Below are 21,284 nucleotides of genomic sequence, written 5' to 3'. Positions count from 1 at the left end.
TTACTCCAAAAAATAAATTACAAAGTCGATTTTTTTATCGGGGACAACGAGCGTAGATTCTTTTATGTTGTATATTCCTTTATTTTCAATCATGTTTTTAATTTCATTATCATTTTCCAGAGCAATTATCACCCCGGGACTTTTTAGGTTAGCAGTTTTGAATGATTCTTTTTCTAAATATTGAATGTTTGATTTTTTATAGGCTAGAAACTTAATTGTTTGAGCTGGTATAGGTAAGCCATCTACTATTGTGCCATTGATATTTACTATTACATATTTATTATAATTTGAAGGCAGGTTATTGAGATATTTTGCAATTTCTACATAGCGTGTTGTAAACTGGCCGATTACTTCAGGATTTTTTGGCCACAAGACGAAATATAAGGAAAAATCAAAAATTATAATTAATGAACAGATAAAGACAGTAATTTTTTTAACAAGATATTCTTTCTTTTCAGCAAATTTTTCATATAAATATTTAGCCCCCAGTCCAGCCAGCATAAATGCCGGAATCATTGACCCTATTGCTCTTAAGGAATGAGGCATGCCTTCCTCTGTTAAAATAGCCGGTATTAGCATTATTATCAACCAAGATATCATTAATAGATAAGGAAGTTTATCAATGGGTTGGTTAGTTTTTTTGTCTTTTTTTGTAAATAGGCTTTTTAAGGAAATAACTATTCCTGCAATAAATAATATCCCGACTATGGGATTGAGGTCCGGCAGTTTTGAAAAATTATGCCGCCAATTAGGATCGCCATAAAAATTAAACATGCCGAAGGCCAAAGAAGTTGTTTTTAAAAGCGTACCTAAAAAATTTCCTTTATTTACACCCTCATTAAAGATTGAAACCTGCCCAGTGCGCAAGGCCATGTCAGCAGCGTGTGCTTGAAAATAAATAAGTATTGGTAAAGCAGCAATAAAAATAGCTATACAAAGCAATAAAATTCCTTTCCAATATTTTTTTACCAGGTTTCTTTTGTAAATCAATATATATCCGGCAATTATTGCCAGAATAAGAGGTGCGATTCTGAATGATATATAAGTATGAAAACCGAGTCCGAAAATAACACCCGCAATTATAAAATCCCAAATAGATTTATTTTTATCATTTAATTTTCTTAATAGAAAATATAACGAGAAAACTATAATAAAAGGTACCATTATGGCCCTAAAACCTATTCTAGAAAAATTTACTGCCCAAAAAGACGAGGCAGTGAAAAGTGAAGCGAATAAAGCTGATCGTTTGTCTAATATTTCTTTTGTTAATAAATAGACTCCGTAAACAGTAAGAGTACCTATAATTGCACCGACTAACCTTAGTTGCCATATTCCGGTTCCAAATATTTTAAAAGCAACGGCGATTAAGTTTATAAATAACCCCTCTCTCCCGTTATTCGCAGGATAAAAAAGCTGATAACTTAAGTTTTCATTAGCCCTAATAGCGTCTGTGCCATTAACTGCTATGTCCGGATATAATCCGGGCGGGATATCACCTAATTTCCAAAATCTGAAAATAATGGCGATAAGTATTATTAAAATAAAGAAATAGTGCTCTTTATTTAGCTTTTTCGAATATTTTTTCATCTTTTTGAGATCTCGATTTTTTATAAACCCCTGATATCAAGTACCATCTTATTTGGAATATTTCCAAAATTGACTTTATGGAATCTTGAGCAACATTTACCTTACTTTCCCCTACCTCATGCCAGGTTACCGGCGTTTCTAAAACTTTATAGCCGAATTTTCTGGCAAGTACTAATACTTCTGTGTCAAATCCAAATCCATGTATTTTTTGAACCGAGAAAATCTTTATAGCTGCTTCTTTAGAAAATAATTTTAACGGACACCTAGTGTCTTTGTAATTTAAACCAAGAAGAAACAAGAAAAGCAGATTTCCTCCCCTACTCATAATAGATCGCAAGATATTTCTTTTTCCTGCCTTACCACCTTCAACATACCTAGAACCTATAGTTATGTCGTATTGGCTTCTTTGATCTAATAATTTATCGATCTGATCAAAGGGCGCGCCATTATCGGCATCAATAAAACATCTGTAATCGCCGCTGGCAGCTAAAATACCAAGTTTTATCGCCATTCCTTTGCCGTTTATTGATCTATGACCTTCTAAAATGTGAAGGTTTTTAAATAGATACTTTTTAGAATTAATTACCTCAATTGTTTTATCGGTACTGTTAGCATCAACAGCAATTACTTCCGCGTCATAATTTTGTTTATTTAAATGTTGTGCTACCGCATTTAAAGTATGGCCGATTCGTGATTCTTCGTTATGACAAGGAATAATAACGCTTAAAAAAACATTTTCACTCATTTTTCTCTCCCTATTTATTTCTTGAATACAAAAAATTTATATCCTACAAAATTCCACATCATAGCGCTTACTGAACCAATCGCCGCGGCAAGATTAGCCCAAACCTTAGGAGCAATATTGGATAAAATAATTTTTGGTGCAATAAATACAATCGCCGAAGCTAGGATGACATTAACTGCCATTCCGACTAAACTTACTATCATAAATTTTGAAATTTCTTGAGCTGTTTCTTTTTCGCTCTCTTTTTCGGTCTTTCGAAAAACCCAAAATTTGTTCCAAGCGTAACTATTAGTTACAGAAGCAATAAAAGAGATACCTTTAAATAAAGAAAAATATATTCCGGTGCTGATGCCGGAAATCATGATAAGCAAGTTTAAAACACCAAAATCAAATAGCCAATTTAGGCCTCCGGTTTCACCAAACTTGCCGAATTGATATAAGGCGGGAATTTTATCAGCAAGAGCTCGCGCGATTGCTATTCCAATAACACATATCGGGATGAATATTAAAAAAGGTATCAGTATAGATATGTTAATTCCAAGATTTTTTATAACAATTAACGAAAAAAGAGATGCCAATACACCTATTATGCCAGATGCTATGAAATCGACTTTTGGTTTATTCATAGATTGATTTTTAGATACACTTTTTTCGTTAGAAACTTTCGTTTCTTTGTTTAAAGTTGCTGATTCATTGTTCATCCGCCCTACTTTAGTTAACTTAAAAAATTATATCATTATTGAAAATGAAAGCCAATAGTTTATTTGAAAAGTTATAAGTTATTTAGAAGACCTCTTCTCTTTGCTTGTCTAAATTTTTAAATTTCATTTGTTCAGGTTTAAAGAATAGCTTAACACTTCCTGTTGGACCGTTTCTATGTTTTTTTACTAAAATATCGGCGACAAATTTTTTTTCAGTATCTGGTTTGTAATACTCTTCTCTGTAAATGAATATCACTACATCTGCATCCTGTTCTATAGATCCTGATTCTCTTAAATCTGATAATTGAGGGATTTTATCTGGTCTTTGTTCTACCGCACGTGATAACTGTGATAATGCTATTACAGGAATGTTTAATTCTCGTGCTAGTGCTTTTAGGGAGCGTGAAATTTCTGATATTTCCTGTACTCGATTATCTGAGTATCTACCTTCCATTAGTTGTAAATAATCAATTACAATTAATCCTAAATCATGTTCAACTTGTAATCTTCTGGCTTTAGTTCTTATTTCCATTACGTTTAAACTGGCAGAATCATCGATAAATATAGGTGCTTCAGAAAGCATACCCATTGTATGGCCGATTTTAGGAAAGTCTTCGTCGGATAAATTACCCGTTCTTAGTTTCCATGAGTCTATATTTGCTTCAGCGCACAAAAGCCTGTCAACTAATTGTTCTTTTGACATTTCCAAGCTGAATATACCAACAGATATTTCTTGTTTTATAGCTACATTTGCGGCAATGTTTAAAGCGAGAGACGTTTTTCCCATAGATGGCCGTCCAGCTAATATTATCAAATCTGATCGTTGTAAACCGGCTAAAATATTGTCTAGATCTGAAAATCCGGTCGGTATGCCCCTTAACTTACCCTTTTCTTTGTGTAGTTCGTCAATTCTATCAAATGATTCCGATAAAATGCTTTTGATCGGTATAAAGTTTTGCCTGAAATGTTTTTGGGATACGCTAAAAAGTTTTTGTTCTGCCTGATCTAAAATAACATCTACGTCTTTTTTCTCCTCAAATCCTAATCTTGTAATTTCTAGGCTCGCATTAATAAGACGGCGTAAGGTTGCTTTACCTGCTATAATTTTACCGTAATGGACCATATGGGCTGCCGAAGGCACACTATTTACAAGATTTGTAATATAAGAAGCACCCCCAACCTCATCTAAAATTTTTTGTTCTTTTAGCTTTGAGGTCAATGTTACAATGTCTATTGGGGTTCGCTGTTCAAACAGTGTAAGCATGGTTTCGAATATCTTCCCATTTTTATCAAGATAAAAGTCAGTCGGATTTACAAAGTCAGCGACCTTTAAGATTGCGTCTTTATCAAGAAGCAATGATCCCAATAAAGAACCTTCTGTATCTATATCCTGCGGAGGCAATTTTTCCATATCTAATTCTTTAGAGTCATATTTTTTTTGCATCATTCTATTATTTCTCCTCCAAATATATCGGCGGCATTATCTAGTATTGTTGGTTCAACCTCTTTTCTGTTTTCTTTCGGTTTTACAACACAGCGTATTGGAACAAATCTGCCTACGATTTTTTGAATTATATCCTCCACAGCCCTTTTATTGTTAACATTTTGGATTTTTTCTTTATGGAATAAGTAATCAAAACTGATAATCAGGTAACCGTTTTCTATTCTTTTCGGTTTAGACGGTTTTAAGCAGGCTATTAGCGAGTGATTGTACGCCTTAACTCCGTTTAGTATATCATTCCATTTATTTTTGATAACAGGGAAAAAGCTTTTATCTAAGGGGAAATTGTCTGGATTTTTTTCTTCTTTATGCGGTTCTTTTTCTGTTTTTTTATTCGAAAAATGCTCCGCAAGAGCTATCTTTTCGTTTGTTTTCATTGGTTTTTCTTGGGTTTGTGCTTTTGGGGCATTTTCTTTTTTTGGGGATATTTCTTTATTTTCTTCTCTAGGGGTTGTATATTTTTTACCTATTTCCAATATCGCAAGCTCTACAGGTAAGTGATTTGGGGTGGAAAATTTAACTTTTTGCTTAGCGTCGCTTAATTTTTCGATTATCTCTAAAAGTTTTTCAATTGATATATTTTGTGATAACTCTTTAAGCGTATCTAGCTCTTCTTTACTGTAGTCGGTTAGTATATTTTCATCCCCCGCTTTTACGATCATAATATCTCTCAGTCTGTTGATTAAGGTATCAACGAGAAGACTGACATCGGTTCCTTTTTCGATCGCGCTGTTGACCATTTCTAACGATTTTTTACTATCTAAAGTAAGAATTGATTGTATTAATTCTTCAATTATTTTATTATCAGCTATCCCTAAAATTCCCTCAACAAATTCTGTCGAAATTGTTTTGTTTCCAAAGGATGCTGCCTGATCCAGGATACTTATAGCATCCCTTAATGCCCCATCAGAGTAAGTTGCTATTATTCTTAGCACTTCTTTCGGTGCTTTTATGTTTTCTTCTTTAATTATCTTTTCAAGCCTTCCAACTGTTTGGGTTACTGTTATTTTAGTAAATCCGAACCTTTGGCAGCGTGATATTACTGTAGCCGGAATTTTATGTACCTCGGTTGTTGCTAGTATGAAAATTGCATGTGAAGGAGGTTCTTCTAATGTTTTAAGAAGTGCATTAAATGCTTCTTTTGTAAGCATGTGCACTTCGTCTATTATAAAAACTTTATATTTTCCTGTATGAGGTGTAAATTTAACGTTTTCTTTAAGTGCTCTGATTTCATCGATTCCTCTGTTTGAGGCTCCATCGATTTCAATAAGATCTAATGATTTGTCCTCTGACATTTCATTGCAATTGGAACATTTGTTGCAGGGTTCGCCTTTTTTGGGGTCTTTGCAATTTGCTGCCTTAGCTAAAATTCGAGCAATTGTTGTTTTGCCCACTCCTCGTGGCCCGGTAAATAAATATGCATGTGAAATACGGTTGCTATTTACAGCATTGATTAGAGTTGTTTTAACATGATCTTGCCCAACTACATCATTAAAAGTTTGCGGCCGCCACTTTCTATAAAGCGATAGTAAAACCACTTGTTGCCTCCTAATTAACAGTATATATAAAAAACTAGCTTATTTAAACGTTGAAAATAAGCTAGTTTTCCACAGAAACTGTTGATAAATTATAATTTAGATCGAAATGACAGTCTTTTTATTCGTCTTTTTTGTTGTTTGAAGGATTAATTATTATGTTTTCTATTGCTCCCCAATCGCTATCTTCTTTTTCCGGTATGATCAGTGTTACTTCATCATTAAGTTTGCCTTTGAAATAAGTGACTGAAGCGGTAATCACATTGTAAGCTTTCCCATTTGCTATAACTTTATAATTTTCGCCATCCTCTACAAGAGTTCCGATTATTCTTTTTCTATCTATCAAGTTGATTTGTTTAAAGATAAAAGTTCCGTCTTCCAATATAGTAAGTTTGAGAGTATCGCCAGGTACTAATTTTGACTTGCTGGCGTAATTGGATTGGACGGGATATTTTTTGCCGTCAGGGCATATCATCAATTCACCGTCAAATATGCCTTCAACTATTCTATTTTCTTCATCAACGGATAGATTTTTTGCTTTTTCTTTTAATCTTTTGGGTATTTTTACTTTTTCGCCGTTCATCTCGGCAATGATTTGTTTGGCAGAGATGATACTATTTTCCGCGCTTTCTACCACCTGTTTTAATAGGGTGAGCCTTGATTCATCTTTCATTCTTAATCCTTTGGTTTTTATTTTGAACTAGCTAATAACTCGCAATCTTTAGTTTTTATTTATGTTTTGTTCTGCCTATTATCTGTTTACTGATTCTATTTAATGGTTGCTAGATTACCATAGTTAATTTTAGTTGTCAAATTTATTACACAGATATTCTTCTATCCACTTTTTCTAAAAAAGTGGAGTAAAAAGCGCAAACTGTTCAAAAAATCTAAAAATCAGTTTGTTTTAAGTTTTTGGATTCGAACACTAAGAAGTGGTTTCGCTTAGGTCTGCTATCGCGAGCTTCGCTCAACTGAACGAATCCTTATCCGATATTTATCGGATCACTTAAAACAAGCTGATTTTTTTAACGATTTTTTCTCGATGTTTGCATGGTAATAAGTACAATAAAAAAGACTCATACGAGTCTTGGTGGTGTTTGTATTAGGGTGACATTTAGGATTAGTGAGTATTATTTGTTATTTTGTCGGTAATTGATTTGCTTATTGTTTCTAGAATATTTTTGCCGAGTCTTCCTTGAAGTATATCTTCATCGGTTATTTCTTTAATATTTCTATTAATTTCCTTGATTTGTTCACGTAATTTTCGGATTGTATCAATAAAATAGTCTGATGCTTCTTTTCTAGCGTTATCATCTGAATGATTAATAGCAATGGATTTAATATCGTTTTCAATTCTCCAGACAAGATCAGGATTTTTTTCTGAGCTAGCTAATCGGATGATTTGGCGCACTGCATTATCATAAAAGAAGAATTCTCCTGTTGTCTTTTTAGTATTCCATATAAACTCCATTGCCTCTTTGAATTTTTTTATACTTTCGGGGTCATTACTTAAGTCTTCAAAACAGCTACTTCTGCTCTTCCATATATCTTTCATTAAGTCACCTTCTCTCGCTATTTTAACGAACTTGAATTCGATATTATCGTACTAAATTACTTGTCTGTCAATATATTGCTCTTACTTGGTTTTATTTTGATACTAGAGAGATATGTTATAAATTGGTCGAGAGTATAGGAGTTCATCGTAAAAGCCAGATCAGCTTTTAATTTCGCTCTACGATCTCCATTATCTCCAAAAAGTTCATCGAGGAGTTTATCAGAAACAAAGTATACATCTGTTAAAAAGCCACTTTCTTCTAAACCAGGGACATTGACATCGCCTAGTATTTCCGTTATTGATTTGAGATTATTTTTTAAATAATATGGAAAATCGCTTGATTTAGACGTTTCGTTTACTTGTCCTGTAGTGGCTAGTAGAATTGTTTTGTCGTTGATTGAAGCAAGAAAATACGGCATTGCGTTTCTGTAATCATAGTGCGGAAGAGATATAAGCGTAAAAGGGATTCTATTTAAGCGCAAAATTTTAGCCAGTTGCCATTTTTCGCCAATATCTAGTCCTAGTTTCTTGTGAGTTCCGCGAATGTTTCCTTTCGGATCGTGCCATAGATCATCAATACCTTGGATATCCCGAATAATCAAAGGGTTAACGCATTTTTCTTTTTGTCCGTTCGTGTGTGTTGTCCGAATATCACCTTTGATATCAAGCTCTATGGTTAAGATTTTTTCTGTCTGCATAATATCCAAAATATTAATTCCCATTCCTTGAGCTACTTCCCAGAGTTCCTTTGGATTTTCTTGAGAAATCCCGTCGATAATCAGCTCACTTTTAAATGGATTCGCTAGGTTAAGGTGTATTGTTAAAGTACCCCAAAACTGATTCTCTTTCATTCATATCGCCTCCTTAGCATCAGTTTGGCAATCAATAAATAGTACACAAATCCCTTTTAAAATACAAATTTTCTAATTCTTAAATTCGCTAAAAAAATCTTTTTTGAACTGCGGGAATTTTTGTTCTTGGATAGCTTTTCTAGCATCAGCCATTAAAGAGATAATAAAATGAAGATTATGCATTGTTGTAAGACGTATACCTAAAACTTCTTTTTCTTTTAAAAGATGTCTGATATATGCCCTGGAATAGTTTTGACAGGTTTTGCAAGAACATTTATCAATAGGCTTAGGGTCAAGCTTATATTTTGCCAAATTAAGATCTATTCTACCCTTTTTAGTCCATACAGCGCCGTTTCTAGCCATTCTAGTGGGTACAACGCAGTCAAACATGTCTATACCTCTTTCTATCGCTTCTAGAAGATCCTCAGGCTCACCAACACCCATTAAGTATCTGGGTTTATCTTCCTGTATTAATGGAAGAGTATACTCAAGCGCTTTTTGTTGTTTTAATTTGGATTCGCCGGCATTTGCCACACCTCCGATTGAAAAGCCTTGCACCCCAAATTGAGACAGGAAATCAAAGGATTTTTTCCGCAAATCTTCGTAAGGGCCACCTTGTATAATAGCAAACAGAGCCGGTTTATTTTTAAGTTTGGTTGTTTTTTTCTGGAAATGTTTCCATGCCTTTTCAAACCAATTACTTGTTATATTTACCGCATGTTCTATTTCTATTTTGCTTGCTTCAGCCGAGGGACAATAGTCTAATGGCATGATAATATCAGAGCCTAAGTCTAATTGAATATCTATCACTTTTTCAGGTGTGAAAAAGTGCCTTGATCCGTCAAGATATGATTTAAATTCAACACCTTCTTTTTGAATTTTAACTAGATTTTCTGCTTTTGAGCCGCTTCCTAAGCTAAAAACCTGATAGCCTCCACTATCCGTAAGAATCGGTCTATCCCAGTTCATAAATTTATGCAACCCACCCATTTCTTTAATTAATTGATTGCCAGGTCTTAGATATAAATGGTAAGTATTAGATAAAATTATTTCGGCGTTTAAATCTTTTAATTCTTCTGATGAGACTGTTTTTACGGTTGCACACGTGCCGACAGGCATGAAAATAGGGGTTTTGATGACACCATGCTGAGTGCTTAACTCCCCTATTCTGGCTTTGGTATTTTTATCTTTTTTTGTAATCCTAAATTCAAGCATAATATAAATATAGCTTAGTCGGCCCTATGAGTAAATCTCGTTAGAAATAAGAATTAGCTTCAAGTTGAATATAGTGATCAACTGATTTATACTTTTTAGAAACACGAAAAGTGTTTATTGCTTAGTTCTTTAATATCTAAAAAAGGAGTGGGATAAGTTGAAATCATCTGTTCTTCAATCCAATTTCAAAAGAATTATTCCTACAAATTTATCCAATATTGATCTTAGTGAAGTTATCGAAAGTAAAAACGGAAGAACATTTTTGATTGTGATGGAGCCATTAAATAGGTTGGTTGAAGATACTGGCTGCGTTGATAACCGTTTATATCCATTAGTCGGATTAAAACTAGACAAACTGAATATTTCCATTAACTTTAAAGAAAAAGAAATCCGCGTTTCTGTGAAAAGTATTCTTAGTAAAAATGAAGCAGAAAAGGAGCTTAGGGATTATTTGGCTAATGTATTCAGGCTAGTTACGGCTGTTATGTTTTTTGAGTTGAGATATTAGGAGGTGATTGTTACGGCTGAAGCTGAGGCTAAAGTTAGCAAACTTTTTTCCTTTGAAAGGATAATATTACTTAAAGTATTCTTTTATTGGGGAAATTTACTTGATAGATGTAAGAGAGACGGAAAAACAAAAGAAGGATTGAAAAAAATTAAGCCGATTCCAAATAGAATATCCTGGTTTAGGATAATTTTTTCTATTCCTTTAGCGATTACTCTTTATGCTATTTTCATATCCGCATATACAGATCAGATAGACATTTGGTTGTTCACCCTATTAATATTTATTTGGATCTATATATATGGATTTTTAACATATGGGGATAGGATTGATGGCTTGATAGCTAGGGATTATGATGCTAAAACAATACTCGGTGCCTTATTAGACCCGGGAGCGGATAAGACTTCATTTGTTTCAGCTGCTGTGCCGATCGGCCTTATATTGGGTTTGATTTTAAATGATCAGCAATATATAGTTCTAGCTTCAAAATTTTGGCTTTTAATGATAGCTGAGATGTCTTTAGTCTTATTAGCCTTACTTGGAGGAGTAATAAACAGATTTGTAAAGAAAAGTATTAAACTTGGCGCCAATATCTTTGGAAAGCTAAAATATCCAGTAGAAATTATTGGGTTTGTATTAGTTTTTCTTCTAATAGTCGCCAGTTTTGTTACTGATAATGATTATTCTCAATTGATCTATAAAACCGCATATTATTCTTTATCACTAGCAATAGTTCTCGCCTTTTTAAGCATATTCGTACATATAAAATTACTCTTTACCAGCGAACAATAGTTCGCTTTTTTTCTTGTCTAATTTAAGGTGATTTCTTTTATCTTTGTTAAATCTGAAAGGTTATTTATAAGGATTTTACCTTCTGATACCGTATACAATTTATCTTTTATATAAAGCGATCTCTCAACTGATAGATTGTCGCCATAGTAATTATAGTATCCGTACTGATCCTTGGATGGTTTATTTTCGGGGTAATGAGATATTCTTCCTTTTAACTTAAAGCCGTTTTCCAAAGATAGGTCGTATACGTAAGCGCCCTGGAAAGTGTATTCTCCATATTGAGGAGCTTGACTTTGATCCTTTTTTTTCTGTTCCGCGGTTAATTCAGCCAATAATACAGGAATAACCAGCAGACTCTTATTTTTGTCATAAAGGAATGCTTTGTGATCGTTTAGGGCATATGAATCAGTACCTCTATCTCCGATATCTACTTTAAATTCCTCTTTAGGGTTATTAAAATCAGTTACATCAAAAACGGCCATCTTGATGCCTTGATACCAGGCAAAATCTATACTTCTTTGATCTTTTAATAATTGTTCAGCTTCGATTGTATTTTTACCGAGGCCCAAAATATGGTTTTCATCAATGGGGTGTAAATAATCAGAAAAGCCGGGTATTTTGAGTTTACCAAGAACCTTCGGGCTGTTAGGGTTTTTAAATCCAGAGTAAAGAACGGGTCTACTTTTTTGAAGGTAACAAGATATCCTCTATCCCCCACAAATCTGGCTGAATATATTTTTTCGCCTGGCGCTAAATTTTCCAGCATGCCAGCGGTTTTTAATTTATCATCCAAGATATATACATCATTGGATGATTTATTGTTTCTACTTGCAACACTGCCTTTTGTGGTAGCTATTCTGAAATAATTATTGTATTCATCCATTGAAAACTGGTTTAAAACATGTCCAGTTACGGATCCTGTTCCTAAATATTCTGTTCCGTTTTCTTTAAGGGCAAATTTATAGATATCGGTTTTTTCCTGCCATGTATTTTTTATACCCTCATAATTAGTATTTGCCAGATATAAATTATTTAATGAAGCATAAACATTATTGCTGCTGCCAATAATAACTCGCTTATCTATTTCTTGGTTATCGTTATTAATGGGAACAGTAAGGATTGAAATAAAATGATTATTATTATACCCATAATCATTTATTCGGTTTTTATCCTGTTCATCCACCCCATTTAAATATTCGATACTGTCACATTCACATGCGCTTTTCTTAGGTTTATCTCCTGATTTGCTATCAGAATATTTAGGGATTATTACATCGGGATTTTCTAATTTTGCCATCCAGTAAGTCGGATAAGTATTCATCACAATATATACACTATTGTTAATCTTTCTGGATGTTGCGTAAGAGCTTTCAAATTTAACGTTTCTCGTTAGTGTTGGATTTTCTTTATTTTCTATATTCCAAATTTTTATAAATGAATAATTTCTATTAACTTTTTCCGGATAATTTTTAAATATGCTTTTATCTAAATTTTCTTCAATATATTTTTCACCCATTGCTACAATCTTATTACTGTCTATAAATATTTCATCCACTTTTGATTCTTTATCCAGCTCAATTGTTTTTACTGTTTTAGCTTCTTCTGCTGGATAAGCTTTTATTATATATATTTTGTTATTCTTAACTTTATAAATATATTCTCCGTCAGTTTTTACCATATCGGCTTCATCCACTCCTTGAACTTGAACATTGGTTTGTGAATAATCTTCTTCTGCTCCTCCACCTTTTTGGGTTGCTGAGCCTGGAGCGCTAAGTGAAACTGCATCATTTCGCATATAGGATCTTCCCTGTTGTTCAAAAATATCTGCGAGTTTTTGGCATGATGTTATTTTTTTTAGTGATGTCGGGGAATTATCCCTTAGAGTTTTTGCAATAGACATATACTGAGAAGAAATGAATATCCCGCAAACTATCGTTATTAAAAAAACCAAAGAGCCAATACCAAAATAGATCTTATTAGGGTTAGTTTCCATATTGTCCTTTATTATCAATTTGATTATACAGCAATCAGTTTGTCTATGACAATTATTTCCATTATTAAATATTTTAATTCTTAGTCTTGTTTGGTAAACTGATTCTATGGATGAAGCATTAGATTTTCATAAAAAATATAAAGGTAAGATTCAGATATCTTTAAAGGCTCCTTTGGATAAAGATACTCTAAAATTAGCTTATACTCCTGGGGTGGCGGAAGTTTCTTTAGCGATAGCTCAAGATAAGAAATTAACTAATTTATATACTAATAGAGGTAATACGGTAGCTATAATTACCGACGGATCGGCTGTTTTAGGCCTTGGAAATATTGGTCCGGAGGCTGCGCTTCCTGTGATGGAGGGTAAAGCAGCTTTATTTAAGAAATTTGGAAACGTTGATGCGATTCCTATTATTTTAAACACTCAGGATACTGAAGAGATTATAAAAAGCGTGAAAGCTATTTTTTCTAGTTTCGCAGGTATAAATTTAGAAGATATTTCTGCACCAAGGTGTTTTGAGATTGAAGAAAAACTAGATAGAGAATTACCTATTCCCGTTTTTCATGATGACCAGCACGGTACTGCTATTGTTGTTCTTGCCGCATTAATTAATTCTCTAAGGGTTGTTGATAAGAATAAAGAAGCGAAAATAGTTATTTCTGGCGCTGGTGCAGCAGGCACTGCTATAACTAAACTTCTATTGTCCTATGGATTTAAAAATTTGGCTGTATGCGATTCTAAGGCAATTATCGAAAGTTCCAGAGAAGATTTAAATGGAGCAAAGCAAGAAATCGCAAAAGTAACTTCTCCTAATATAAAAGGTATATGTCCACTAGCATATGCTGGTGCTGATGTTTTTATCGGTGTTTCAGCACCAAATATTTTAAGTCCTGAAATGGTAAAAAGCATGGCTAAATATCCTATAATATTTGCTCTTGCCAATCCAAATCCTGAAATAAAACCGGATTTAGCAAAAAAAGCGGGAGCCAGAGTTGTCGCAACCGGCCGCAGCGATTATCCTAATCAAATAAACAATGTGCTGGCATTCCCCGGAGTATTTAGGGGTGCTCTTGATTCAGGTGCTAAGTCTATAACCCATAAAATGAAAATTGCCGCAGCTTTAGCACTGGCTGATTACGTAAAAAATCCCAATGAAAACAATATCATTCCAAGTGTTTTTGATGATAATGTTTCCAAAATCGTTGCGGAATCTGTAATAAATGAGTCGAAAAAATTATATAAATAAACAAAGAAAATAAATAAAATATTTACTAAAATTACCACCAAAGGGTGGTGATTTTTATTTTTAGTGTGGACATTGAGAACATTAACAATATTCAAATAATTAAATTAGCGGGTGAATTAAATCATAGCGCACTTACTGAATTATATAATCGATTAGATGAATTATCTTCGGGTGGTCATTTATTACTTATTTTAGACAATATAATTGATATTGATGTTGCAACAAAACTCTTCAATTTTATTTCAGCCCTGCAATTAAAGCTAGCAAAAAGAAACTGTACATTATTAGTAAGCTGCAAAAAAGAAAATTTATTATTCAAAATATTGGAGTTTATGGTAAATGAGTTTAGCGCTTTCCCCTTATTTCACAATAAAGATAATGCCCTAAGAGTACTTTCTGAAATAAAAGAAGACCAAAAAATATTACCCATTCTATACAACAACACATAGCCTTTATGCCTAAGTAAAGGCTTTTTTCATTTTATTCTTTAACGTTTTTTAGTTTTTCCTGAGCTAAATTAAAATGATCAGTTTCAATTTGGATTAAAGCGGCAAAAACGGTCTTAATCCTTTTTTCTGGTGCCTTTTGGACTACTTCCCTATAGAAATTTATAGCTCTATTCTCTCTAAAGCTAGACTCTTCTAAATCTTTTTTAATATCGGTAAAGCATTCTGTTTCTACCACATCAATTTTTTTCAGCCCAAGCATTTTTTTAAATACTGAGGCATGTTCCGCCTCCACCTTGCCTAAAAATTTAAACATTCCCGATATTTCCGGATCCGTTACTGTTTTTGATATACATTTATAGAATGCCGCATTATCAAGTTCAAGCTTTAAGGCTTTTTGTAAATATTCTTTTGAATTTTGCGAGAGTTCGAGTCCTATGTTTTCTTCTTTCCATTCGGAGGCCAAGATCAAAAAATTATCATGGGCTCCGCAATATGGACAGTGACTTGGCTTGCTGTTGCCTATATAAGCTTCACAGCAAATTTGACATCTAAAAATTTTCATTTCGCCTCCTTTTTAAGTTAATTTTGATACTATAAAAGAAACCAAAAATCCAAAAACAGTTGAAAGAGCGACAAATACGCCACCTTCTTCATATGCTTCTGGGATCATTGTATCTGTTATCATAGCCAGAATTGATCCTGCAGCAACCGAAGATACCAAGGCCATTAACATATCAGAAGCGCCGGCTAAGTATCTATAGCCAAAATAAGATGAAAACCCGCAAATAATCGCTATAAAAAGCCACAAAGCCAATATAAAAATTTTATTTTTTTTAGCTTTTGTTATTCCATAAACTCCGGAAATACCTTCTGGTATATTTGAAAGAAATACCGCTACAAACATTAAAATTCCTGCTCCTTTACCAGCTAAAAGACTAGTTCCTATAATTACAGATTCAGGAATTCCATCTAGTAAAGCGCCGAACGTAATAGCAAGACTATTAGCTTCTCCCTTAAAATCGCTTCTTTCGCTTTTAAGGTGTTTTCTGTGGTGTCCGCCTCTTTTACCAATTAACCAATCTCCTAAAACAAAAGCCAGTGTTCCTAAAATAATGCCGGCTGAAATTGGTAAAATACCACCATTTTGATATGCATCTTCAATAAGATCGAAAGTTATAGCAGAGATAAGTACCCCGCTTCCAAAAGCCATTATCTTGGCTGATGTTTTTTTACTCGGTTTAAGGTATATACCTACAAGGGCGCCGATGAAAAGCGCAAGGCCAGCTATTAAACCAAACATAAACGCTAAAATCATAAGATAAATTTCATTGAGCTAATTAAGCCCAATGCCTTTGTTTGTTAATTTTTTCCTTTGACCAAAAAGCTTTTTCAATATCGATATTTAATTTATTACAGATATCTAAAATATAAATAAAACAGTCAGCTATTTCGTGTTCTACCTCGCCCTGTGGACGATTTTTGTCAATCTTTATACCTGAATGTTTTCTTAGCGCTTTTGCTAGCTCTCCTACTTCTTCAACTAAAAGAAGCAGTTTTTGTTCAACTGTCTCATCATCAAAACCACGTTCCTTAAGAGTTTTTTTAACGTATGCCTGTAATTCTTTAAGCGTTAAGGAATCATTCATAAATTTATTATATTGCAAAACAAAAACATAGCCAAGTGATAGCTATGTTTTTGTAAGAAAAAATCTTATTTATTTACAAAAGCGTTTTTTATCTGGAAAAGATAATAAAGAACAATGCCATCTATTATCAAGCCAAAAATAACTCCACCTATGCCTGATACAGAAATAAACAATAAACTCTGAATAATTCCAAAAATCATTATTCCTACAAGCAAATTCCATGACCATTGTTTAAGATTCCATGCCCCGTAAGCTGCTATTAGTTCAACAATACTAACAGCAATTAAAATAAATGCCCAAATTGAAGCCGAAAATAACGGATAACTAACAGATATACCTATCACTCAAGCTATAGTATCAAGACTTCTGGCAACAGACATCATACTTAATCCGCCTAAAATATCAAATACTTCTCCTATTGCTGATAAAATAGCAATAATTGTAACTCCTATTGGCCTTTTTCCCATTAACACCTTCTTTGATAATGAATATTAAATTTTAAATTACGAATTTCCACATATTTATTCTGAGATCGTATACTCGATAGTAATCGCTAGGTTAGTAACTGCTCTTCCTGCACCCGAATCTGTTTTTTTAAAGGTTACCGTGGAACCCGAATAAACTGGGTTACTTGTTATTCCGTATGTAAATGTGATTGGTCTAAATGCTCCAGTAAAAGCCTGACCACCGCTTACCTTAGTGTTAACAGAATGCATAATTGCTGGTGAGCCATTATACCAGTATGAAGTGCTGAATGTTGTATAGTCAGTATCATTTCTATTTATAAAATCACTGACAATTGATATAGCGGTAATAGTAGTATTATTTGTTACTATAAACACCGGTATTTCTTTGTTAACACCAGCATCTATATCTCCCATTAAGGTATTAGCCACGCGAGTTTTTGCTACTGTTGAAAGCTTTGCACTTGTAATAGCCCCATTCTCTATGCCATTGGTACCTATAGGAAGACCTTTGGTTACAAACGAACCATCTCCTGTAGATCCTTCATGATCATGATAACGAAGAAGCACGGATACGTTGTAATTAGAGACTATAGCTTCATCCAGTTTAGCCCATAACATCTCAAGAAGACTTTTGGCATCACTATTATAAACAGATGGTGCGCTACCAGCTGCTTTGATGGAGGTTACGATAAAAATAGAGAGGAAAATACTTAGAATTAAATAAGATTTTTTCTTCATAAAAGATCCTTTAGTTAATTAAGTTATGTTAGCTTACTTTTTTATTTTACCGATAGCGCAAGAATAAAATGATTTGGCTTTTTTAAGCAAGCTTTTAGCCTCTTCTGAATTTTTTTCCGGATAACCCATTTTGGATAAAACTTTTTTAGCGGTGTTTTCATCACCATCAAAATTTACTCTTTGGCAAGTATGATCAACTGATACATTTTTTAGACCAGCCTTGGTTAAAGCCGCCATTATACTGGCTTCACAGCCGTCGCATTTTATATTTACAACTTCAATTGTCTGCATATTATTCCCCTTTCTTAAGTCTCGAAATATACATTCTTTATCAAGACTGAAGTCCGCCAAAAACTGTAAGTGAGGGCGGACCTATTAAATTTACTCTTCTAAAAGTCGATTTTCTTCGTCTGATTTTATAATTTTCATCACAACTTTTTCTATATCAAGATTTCGTAAAATGGCTAATTTTACCAACTGTATCATTATATCGCCGATGGCATTTTCAACTTCATCGGGACTATATTTATCTTTCCTCATCCTTTTACTAACATATTCCCTGGATAACTCCCCTACTTCTTCCATTAAATGAATAAGGGTGCTTTCCTCATCAGGAATATTGTTGCGTTTTTTATCCCACTTTACAACAAACTCCGCTATTCTTTTTTGAAAATCTCCTACTTCCATGGATATTGCAAAAAATTATTATAAAGAAATTATAACTAACTAAATAGTTATATACAAATTGCGGGCTATTTTAAAAAAATATAGTATGTCATGCCATCGGTAAAAAAATGGCTGCCTACCTGATTATATCCACTAGTTGGATTAACTAATCGAAATTTTCCGATAAAGTCTATATCTTTTGTTTCTTCAAGTTCGTTTTTTACTTTTTCCCTTTCTTTATCAATATCAGGATCTATTTCATGAACAGGTATAAATAATTTTTCTAAAACTATAGTTTTATCAAAATGAACGGTTGCAAGCCAGATATTTTGGTTAGTTTCCTTAACGCTAAAAGATGTTTTCCAAAAATGAATATGTTCCCTTTTTTTGACCGAATAATTCACTTGTTTTTCATAAGCAAAATCATTTGGTATTTTATTCCAAAAAGAAGGAGTCCCCGGAGCTTGAGGATAAACACTGCCAACCATAATCGCTTTGACCATTTTGCTAAGACTAGTAAGCGATATTTGATCAGTAAGTGACCAGCCGGCATCTGTAAATGTTTTATCTAGTGTGTCTCTGTTTCCGATTATTATGATATTTATAGGCTCTAATACCCCACCTGAAACATCTTCGCTCCTTCGAGGATAATTTATAAATAATTTATTGGGTATTTCATTTTTAGATATCGTTGTAATATTCTCTTCCGATGTTTTAGGTTCTATAAAAGGATTACTTTGATAATAATAGAATGAATAGCCAGCCCATATAAAAAAGCCTAAGAAGGCTATTGCTACAATATTTATTTTGCGTATATAAGGCTTTTCTTTGGATGATTTAGTTTTTAATCTAATATCCAGCGCAGTAATTAATGCAATAACCCAGGCTAATCCTGCAGCATATCCGGCAAGGACATCCGAAGGAAAATGCGCGCCTAGATAGATTCTTGAGAATCCAATCATTGATATAAGAACAGTTCCCGAAACAGCGGTTAAAATTCTTAGCCGCTTGGATTTAACGGTTCTAAAAATAAAATAAGTGATTAATCCATAAAAAGAAATTGCCACAAAGCTATGACTGCTGGGAAAACTAAAACTATTTTCCGGAGTTAAAACATTTAGAAGTTCTGGTCTTGGTCTTTTGAAAAGATTTTTCATCACCCATATCAGTAATTCTCCGACAGCTGTTGAAATCAATAGTGTTAATAAGTGCTGCCATTTTTTTAAAAGAATTAAAACAATGCTCGATAAAATTATTCCTAAAAATATAATATGCCAATTACCCAAATTAGTAATAAAAAGCATTATTTGATTAAAATTCGAGGTGCGCAGAATTTGAACGAGATTTATTATTTTTAAATCAGATTGAATTAAAGGATCGTTACCAATTAAATCTTGTACTATACCTAAAAATATATAAAGAAAAAATAAAGCTACTAGTATGCCGATTGTTAAATGCAGGCCGAATATAGTATCGCGATCAAGTCTTTTTTGCAGAAAAATAAAAAAACGAGGATACTTCTTTTCAAACTTTTTAAAGGCTTGGCTACTGATTATTTTATCTTTGATGGATTTTAATAGTGATTTTAAAAATTTAAACATAATTATTATTTTAGGCGAGAGTTTTTTCTTATCTTAATGATTGCTACATCATTCTCATGGGGAAATTATAGCATAAATAAAAAAACACCAATTGTTTTGTTAGATTTTGGCTCGGTAAATTATAATTTTATGGAATCATTCTTTAACTTAAATTAAAGCATCAAGTAATTTTTTTCTAAGATAAATAGCCTTAGCAAAAGAAGTTTCATAACCATCTACATTATGCTTAATTGAAAAAAGTTTTTCTGCTCGATCCCTGGGCAATTCAGGGGGAATTGCCTTGGCCTTTGACATATAGCTTACCATTCGATCAATGTATTTTAATTGTCCTTTAGTAATTTTTATTTCATTCTCATTAAATTTTAGATCATCAATTGGTACAAGTATTCCTGAACCATCAACAACTTCAGTAAGAGATCCTAAAGACGGCGCCACTACAGGTGTTCCAGAAGCCATAGACTCAATCGCAACTAAACCAAAAGGTTCGGGCCAAAGATTAGACATAAGGGTTGCATAAGCCCCGCTGTACAAATCTCTTTTTTCTTGGGATGAGATAATTCCCAACACTTCATCGGATGTTCTTAAATTATTTTTAATAAACTTTTCAAAGTAATATTTTTCATGTTTTTCTGTAACTTTTCCAACAATCTTAATGGGCATATTTAGCTTATGGGCTACTTCTAGAGCTATATGTGCACCTTTTTCCATCCCAAATCTGCCGAGCCATAAAAGATAATCCCCTTTTTTATTAGGGTTAATAGAATAAAAATCCGTATCAACGGCATTATAAACTGTCCCCAAGTGCTGACCTTTTTTAATATGCGGCACAAACCTTTTTGCCTGATCGTGACTTATGCTTACAAAAAAATGTCCGGCTTCAGAAAGATTGTTAACAATATTAGGAATATGATCTTTTGAGGGACCATGCAGGGTTTGAATAATAGGAATATCGCCGGTATTAATTAAATCATCCTTATTAAAATCAATATCTGCTCTAAAAACAAATATTGATTTGTCTTTTTTCATTTCTTGAGCATGTACCGCTAGAGTATTATCCCAAATAACATCAGGTTTTTCAGCGATTGCCATCTCGTATGCAATTCTATTAAAATATCGCTCCTTATTAAATGAAATCCCCTGCCCAACCGCCTTAGGGGTTACGGCGACTAAATTACATGAGACCTTGGAATTACCGGGCGCAAAGAGGTAAACATTGTGCCCTCTTCTTTGTAATTCTTCAGCAGCAAGTGCTATTACAAGTTCAATGCCCCCATATTCTTGCTTTCTCCCCAAGATTGGTAAAACCATCGGGGCAATGATACAAATTTTCATAAACTTCCTTGATTCTTAATTTTATTATATACTTATTTCTCACTAAAGTAAAAAAAATGTGCGTGACGCGTACATCACTTGGATATTTGAAGTTTGTAATGATACAATCTCCTTCTCCGTCTGTATTTTCAGTAATATGCCAACCTTTAGGATATTTCA

General features: G+C 33.4%; 24 protein-coding genes. 4 read left to right on the top strand and 20 right to left on the bottom strand.

Features of this window, described 5'->3' with window-relative positions; translation table 11 throughout:
* The 9 genes from COX95_02945 to COX95_02905 all read right to left on the bottom strand — a co-directional run bounded on the left by COX95_02945 (nt 1) and on the right by COX95_02905 (nt 9,690).
* Nucleotides 1-1,587 (bottom strand): hypothetical protein, encoded by a 1,587-nt coding sequence (locus COX95_02945; GenBank protein ID PIZ85800.1) that lies wholly within the window; start codon nt 1,585-1,587, stop codon nt 1-3.
* The gene (locus tag COX95_02940; protein ID PIZ85799.1) at nt 1,559-2,332 is read right to left on the bottom strand and encodes a hypothetical protein; all 774 of its coding nucleotides are present in this window, start codon (nt 2,330-2,332) and stop codon (nt 1,559-1,561) included. The genes COX95_02945 and COX95_02940 overlap by 29 nt, the downstream gene beginning before the upstream one ends.
* Before the next feature lie 14 nt (nt 2,333-2,346).
* Nucleotides 2,347-3,033 carry a hypothetical protein gene (locus COX95_02935; GenBank protein ID PIZ85798.1) on the bottom strand — a complete coding sequence of 229 codons (687 nt, stop codon included), beginning with the start codon at nt 3,031-3,033 and terminating at the stop codon, nt 2,347-2,349.
* Between the two features lie 82 nt (nt 3,034-3,115).
* On the bottom strand, nt 3,116-4,477 hold the full coding sequence (gene dnaB, locus COX95_02930; GenBank protein PIZ85807.1) for a replicative DNA helicase: 1,362 nt from the start codon (nt 4,475-4,477) through the stop codon (nt 3,116-3,118).
* The gene (locus COX95_02925) at nt 4,477-6,096 is read right to left on the bottom strand and encodes a hypothetical protein (protein PIZ85797.1); all 1,620 of its coding nucleotides are present in this window, start codon (nt 6,094-6,096) and stop codon (nt 4,477-4,479) included. Before COX95_02925 ends, dnaB begins: the two co-directional genes overlap by 1 nt.
* Nucleotides 6,097-6,190: 94 nt before the next feature.
* Nucleotides 6,191-6,742 carry a hypothetical protein gene (locus tag COX95_02920; protein ID PIZ85796.1) on the bottom strand — a complete coding sequence of 184 codons (552 nt, stop codon included), beginning with the start codon at nt 6,740-6,742 and terminating at the stop codon, nt 6,191-6,193.
* Nucleotides 6,743-7,189: 447 nt separating this feature from the next.
* Nucleotides 7,190-7,624 (bottom strand): hypothetical protein, encoded by a 435-nt coding sequence (locus tag COX95_02915; GenBank protein PIZ85795.1) that lies wholly within the window; start codon nt 7,622-7,624, stop codon nt 7,190-7,192.
* A gap of 56 nt (nt 7,625-7,680) precedes the next feature.
* On the bottom strand, nt 7,681-8,475 hold the full coding sequence (locus COX95_02910; GenBank protein PIZ85794.1) for a hypothetical protein: 795 nt from the start codon (nt 8,473-8,475) through the stop codon (nt 7,681-7,683).
* Between the two features lie 72 nt (nt 8,476-8,547).
* Complete coding sequence (locus tag COX95_02905) at nt 8,548-9,690, bottom strand: tRNA guanosine(34) transglycosylase Tgt (protein PIZ85793.1); 1,143 nt, start codon at nt 9,688-9,690, stop codon at nt 8,548-8,550.
* Between the two features lie 157 nt (nt 9,691-9,847).
* On the opposite strand from COX95_02905, the gene COX95_02900 reads away from it, so the two are divergent.
* Nucleotides 9,848-10,198: a hypothetical protein gene (locus tag COX95_02900; GenBank protein PIZ85792.1), complete on the top strand. Its 351-nt coding sequence runs from the start codon at nt 9,848-9,850 to the stop codon at nt 10,196-10,198.
* 3 nt (nt 10,199-10,201) lie between these two features.
* A complete protein-coding gene (locus tag COX95_02895) occupies nt 10,202-10,987 on the top strand; it encodes a hypothetical protein (GenBank protein PIZ85791.1) in 786 nt (261 codons plus the stop codon).
* 17 nt (nt 10,988-11,004) lie between these two features.
* Here COX95_02895 and COX95_02890 read toward each other — a convergent pair whose 3' ends face one another.
* Together COX95_02890 and COX95_02885 are read right to left on the bottom strand one after the other, a co-directional pair.
* Complete coding sequence (locus COX95_02890; GenBank protein PIZ85790.1) at nt 11,005-11,604, bottom strand: hypothetical protein; 600 nt, start codon at nt 11,602-11,604, stop codon at nt 11,005-11,007.
* A complete protein-coding gene (locus tag COX95_02885; GenBank protein PIZ85789.1) occupies nt 11,514-12,980 on the bottom strand; it encodes a hypothetical protein in 1,467 nt (488 codons plus the stop codon). The genes COX95_02890 and COX95_02885 overlap by 91 nt, the downstream gene beginning before the upstream one ends.
* 106 nt (nt 12,981-13,086) lie before the next feature.
* Between COX95_02885 and COX95_02880 the strand changes: the two genes are divergently transcribed.
* Both COX95_02880 and COX95_02875 read left to right on the top strand, forming a co-directional pair.
* Nucleotides 13,087-14,226 (top strand): NAD-dependent malic enzyme, encoded by a 1,140-nt coding sequence (locus tag COX95_02880; GenBank protein PIZ85788.1) that lies wholly within the window; start codon nt 13,087-13,089, stop codon nt 14,224-14,226.
* A 47-nt stretch (nt 14,227-14,273) separates the two neighbouring features.
* The gene (locus COX95_02875) at nt 14,274-14,675 is read left to right on the top strand and encodes a hypothetical protein (protein ID PIZ85787.1); all 402 of its coding nucleotides are present in this window, start codon (nt 14,274-14,276) and stop codon (nt 14,673-14,675) included.
* Between the two features lie 31 nt (nt 14,676-14,706).
* On the opposite strand, the gene COX95_02870 is transcribed toward COX95_02875, so the two are convergent.
* The 9 genes from COX95_02870 to COX95_02830 form a co-directional block, all read right to left on the bottom strand.
* The gene (locus tag COX95_02870; protein PIZ85786.1) at nt 14,707-15,237 is read right to left on the bottom strand and encodes a ferritin; all 531 of its coding nucleotides are present in this window, start codon (nt 15,235-15,237) and stop codon (nt 14,707-14,709) included.
* Between the two features lie 12 nt (nt 15,238-15,249).
* Complete coding sequence (locus tag COX95_02865) at nt 15,250-15,975, bottom strand: ZIP family zinc transporter (protein PIZ85785.1); 726 nt, start codon at nt 15,973-15,975, stop codon at nt 15,250-15,252.
* A gap of 37 nt (nt 15,976-16,012) precedes the next feature.
* Nucleotides 16,013-16,321 (bottom strand): hypothetical protein, encoded by a 309-nt coding sequence (locus COX95_02860; GenBank protein ID PIZ85784.1) that lies wholly within the window; start codon nt 16,319-16,321, stop codon nt 16,013-16,015.
* Between the two features lie 65 nt (nt 16,322-16,386).
* Nucleotides 16,387-16,665, bottom strand: coding sequence for a hypothetical protein (locus tag COX95_02855; GenBank protein ID PIZ85783.1), 279 nt, complete (start codon nt 16,663-16,665; stop codon nt 16,387-16,389).
* 177 nt (nt 16,666-16,842) lie between these two features.
* Nucleotides 16,843-17,526, bottom strand: a complete 684-nt coding sequence (locus COX95_02850) for a hypothetical protein (GenBank protein PIZ85782.1) — start codon at nt 17,524-17,526, stop codon at nt 16,843-16,845.
* Nucleotides 17,527-17,559: 33 nt separating this feature from the next.
* Nucleotides 17,560-17,817 carry a heavy metal transporter gene (locus COX95_02845; protein ID PIZ85781.1) on the bottom strand — a complete coding sequence of 86 codons (258 nt, stop codon included), beginning with the start codon at nt 17,815-17,817 and terminating at the stop codon, nt 17,560-17,562.
* A gap of 90 nt (nt 17,818-17,907) precedes the next feature.
* Entirely contained in the window at nt 17,908-18,213 is a 306-nt protein-coding gene (locus COX95_02840; protein ID PIZ85780.1) for a hypothetical protein, read from the bottom strand.
* 65 nt (nt 18,214-18,278) lie between these two features.
* Nucleotides 18,279-19,793, bottom strand: a complete 1,515-nt coding sequence (locus tag COX95_02835; GenBank protein PIZ85779.1) for a hypothetical protein — start codon at nt 19,791-19,793, stop codon at nt 18,279-18,281.
* A gap of 147 nt (nt 19,794-19,940) precedes the next feature.
* On the bottom strand, nt 19,941-21,125 hold the full coding sequence (locus tag COX95_02830) for a hypothetical protein (GenBank protein PIZ85778.1): 1,185 nt from the start codon (nt 21,123-21,125) through the stop codon (nt 19,941-19,943).
* Nucleotides 21,126-21,284 lie beyond the last annotated feature (159 nt).

This window comes from bacterium CG_4_10_14_0_2_um_filter_33_32, assembly GCA_002792735.1.
Taxonomy (GTDB): domain Bacteria; phylum Patescibacteriota; class CPR2_A; order CG2-30-33-46; family CG2-30-33-46; genus CG2-30-33-46.
The sequence above is the reverse complement of the archived record's forward strand: the minus strand, read 5'-3'. Positions and strand labels throughout refer to the sequence as shown.

Excerpts from the sequence above, each read along its gene's own strand:
- COX95_02835 (PIZ85779.1), bottom strand. The coding sequence starts at position 19,793 with ATGTTTAAATTTTTAAAATCACTATTAAAATCCATCAAAGATAAAATA.
- COX95_02910 (PIZ85794.1), bottom strand. The coding sequence starts at position 8,475 with ATGAAAGAGAATCAGTTTTGGGGTACTTTAACAATACACCTTAACCTA.
- COX95_02905 (PIZ85793.1), bottom strand. The coding sequence starts at position 9,690 with ATGCTTGAATTTAGGATTACAAAAAAAGATAAAAATACCAAAGCCAGA.
- dnaB (PIZ85807.1), bottom strand. The coding sequence starts at position 4,477 with ATGCAAAAAAAATATGACTCTAAAGAATTAGATATGGAAAAATTGCCT.
- COX95_02860 (PIZ85784.1), bottom strand. The coding sequence starts at position 16,321 with ATGAATGATTCCTTAACGCTTAAAGAATTACAGGCATACGTTAAAAAA.
- COX95_02865 (PIZ85785.1), bottom strand. The coding sequence starts at position 15,975 with ATGTTTGGTTTAATAGCTGGCCTTGCGCTTTTCATCGGCGCCCTTGTA.
- COX95_02940 (PIZ85799.1), bottom strand. The coding sequence starts at position 2,332 with ATGAGTGAAAATGTTTTTTTAAGCGTTATTATTCCTTGTCATAACGAA.
- COX95_02845 (PIZ85781.1), bottom strand. The coding sequence starts at position 17,817 with ATGCAGACAATTGAAGTTGTAAATATAAAATGCGACGGCTGTGAAGCC.
- COX95_02870 (PIZ85786.1), bottom strand. The coding sequence starts at position 15,237 with ATGAAAATTTTTAGATGTCAAATTTGCTGTGAAGCTTATATAGGCAAC.
- COX95_02850 (PIZ85782.1), bottom strand. The coding sequence starts at position 17,526 with ATGAAGAAAAAATCTTATTTAATTCTAAGTATTTTCCTCTCTATTTTT.
- COX95_02840 (PIZ85780.1), bottom strand. The coding sequence starts at position 18,213 with ATGGAAGTAGGAGATTTTCAAAAAAGAATAGCGGAGTTTGTTGTAAAG.
- COX95_02920 (PIZ85796.1), bottom strand. The coding sequence starts at position 6,742 with ATGAAAGATGAATCAAGGCTCACCCTATTAAAACAGGTGGTAGAAAGC.
- COX95_02885 (PIZ85789.1), bottom strand. The coding sequence starts at position 12,980 with ATGGAAACTAACCCTAATAAGATCTATTTTGGTATTGGCTCTTTGGTT.
- COX95_02935 (PIZ85798.1), bottom strand. The coding sequence starts at position 3,033 with ATGAACAATGAATCAGCAACTTTAAACAAAGAAACGAAAGTTTCTAAC.
- COX95_02880 (PIZ85788.1), top strand. The coding sequence starts at position 13,087 with ATGGATGAAGCATTAGATTTTCATAAAAAATATAAAGGTAAGATTCAG.
- COX95_02915 (PIZ85795.1), bottom strand. The coding sequence starts at position 7,624 with ATGAAAGATATATGGAAGAGCAGAAGTAGCTGTTTTGAAGACTTAAGT.
- COX95_02945 (PIZ85800.1), bottom strand. The coding sequence starts at position 1,587 with ATGAAAAAATATTCGAAAAAGCTAAATAAAGAGCACTATTTCTTTATT.
- COX95_02830 (PIZ85778.1), bottom strand. The coding sequence starts at position 21,125 with ATGAAAATTTGTATCATTGCCCCGATGGTTTTACCAATCTTGGGGAGA.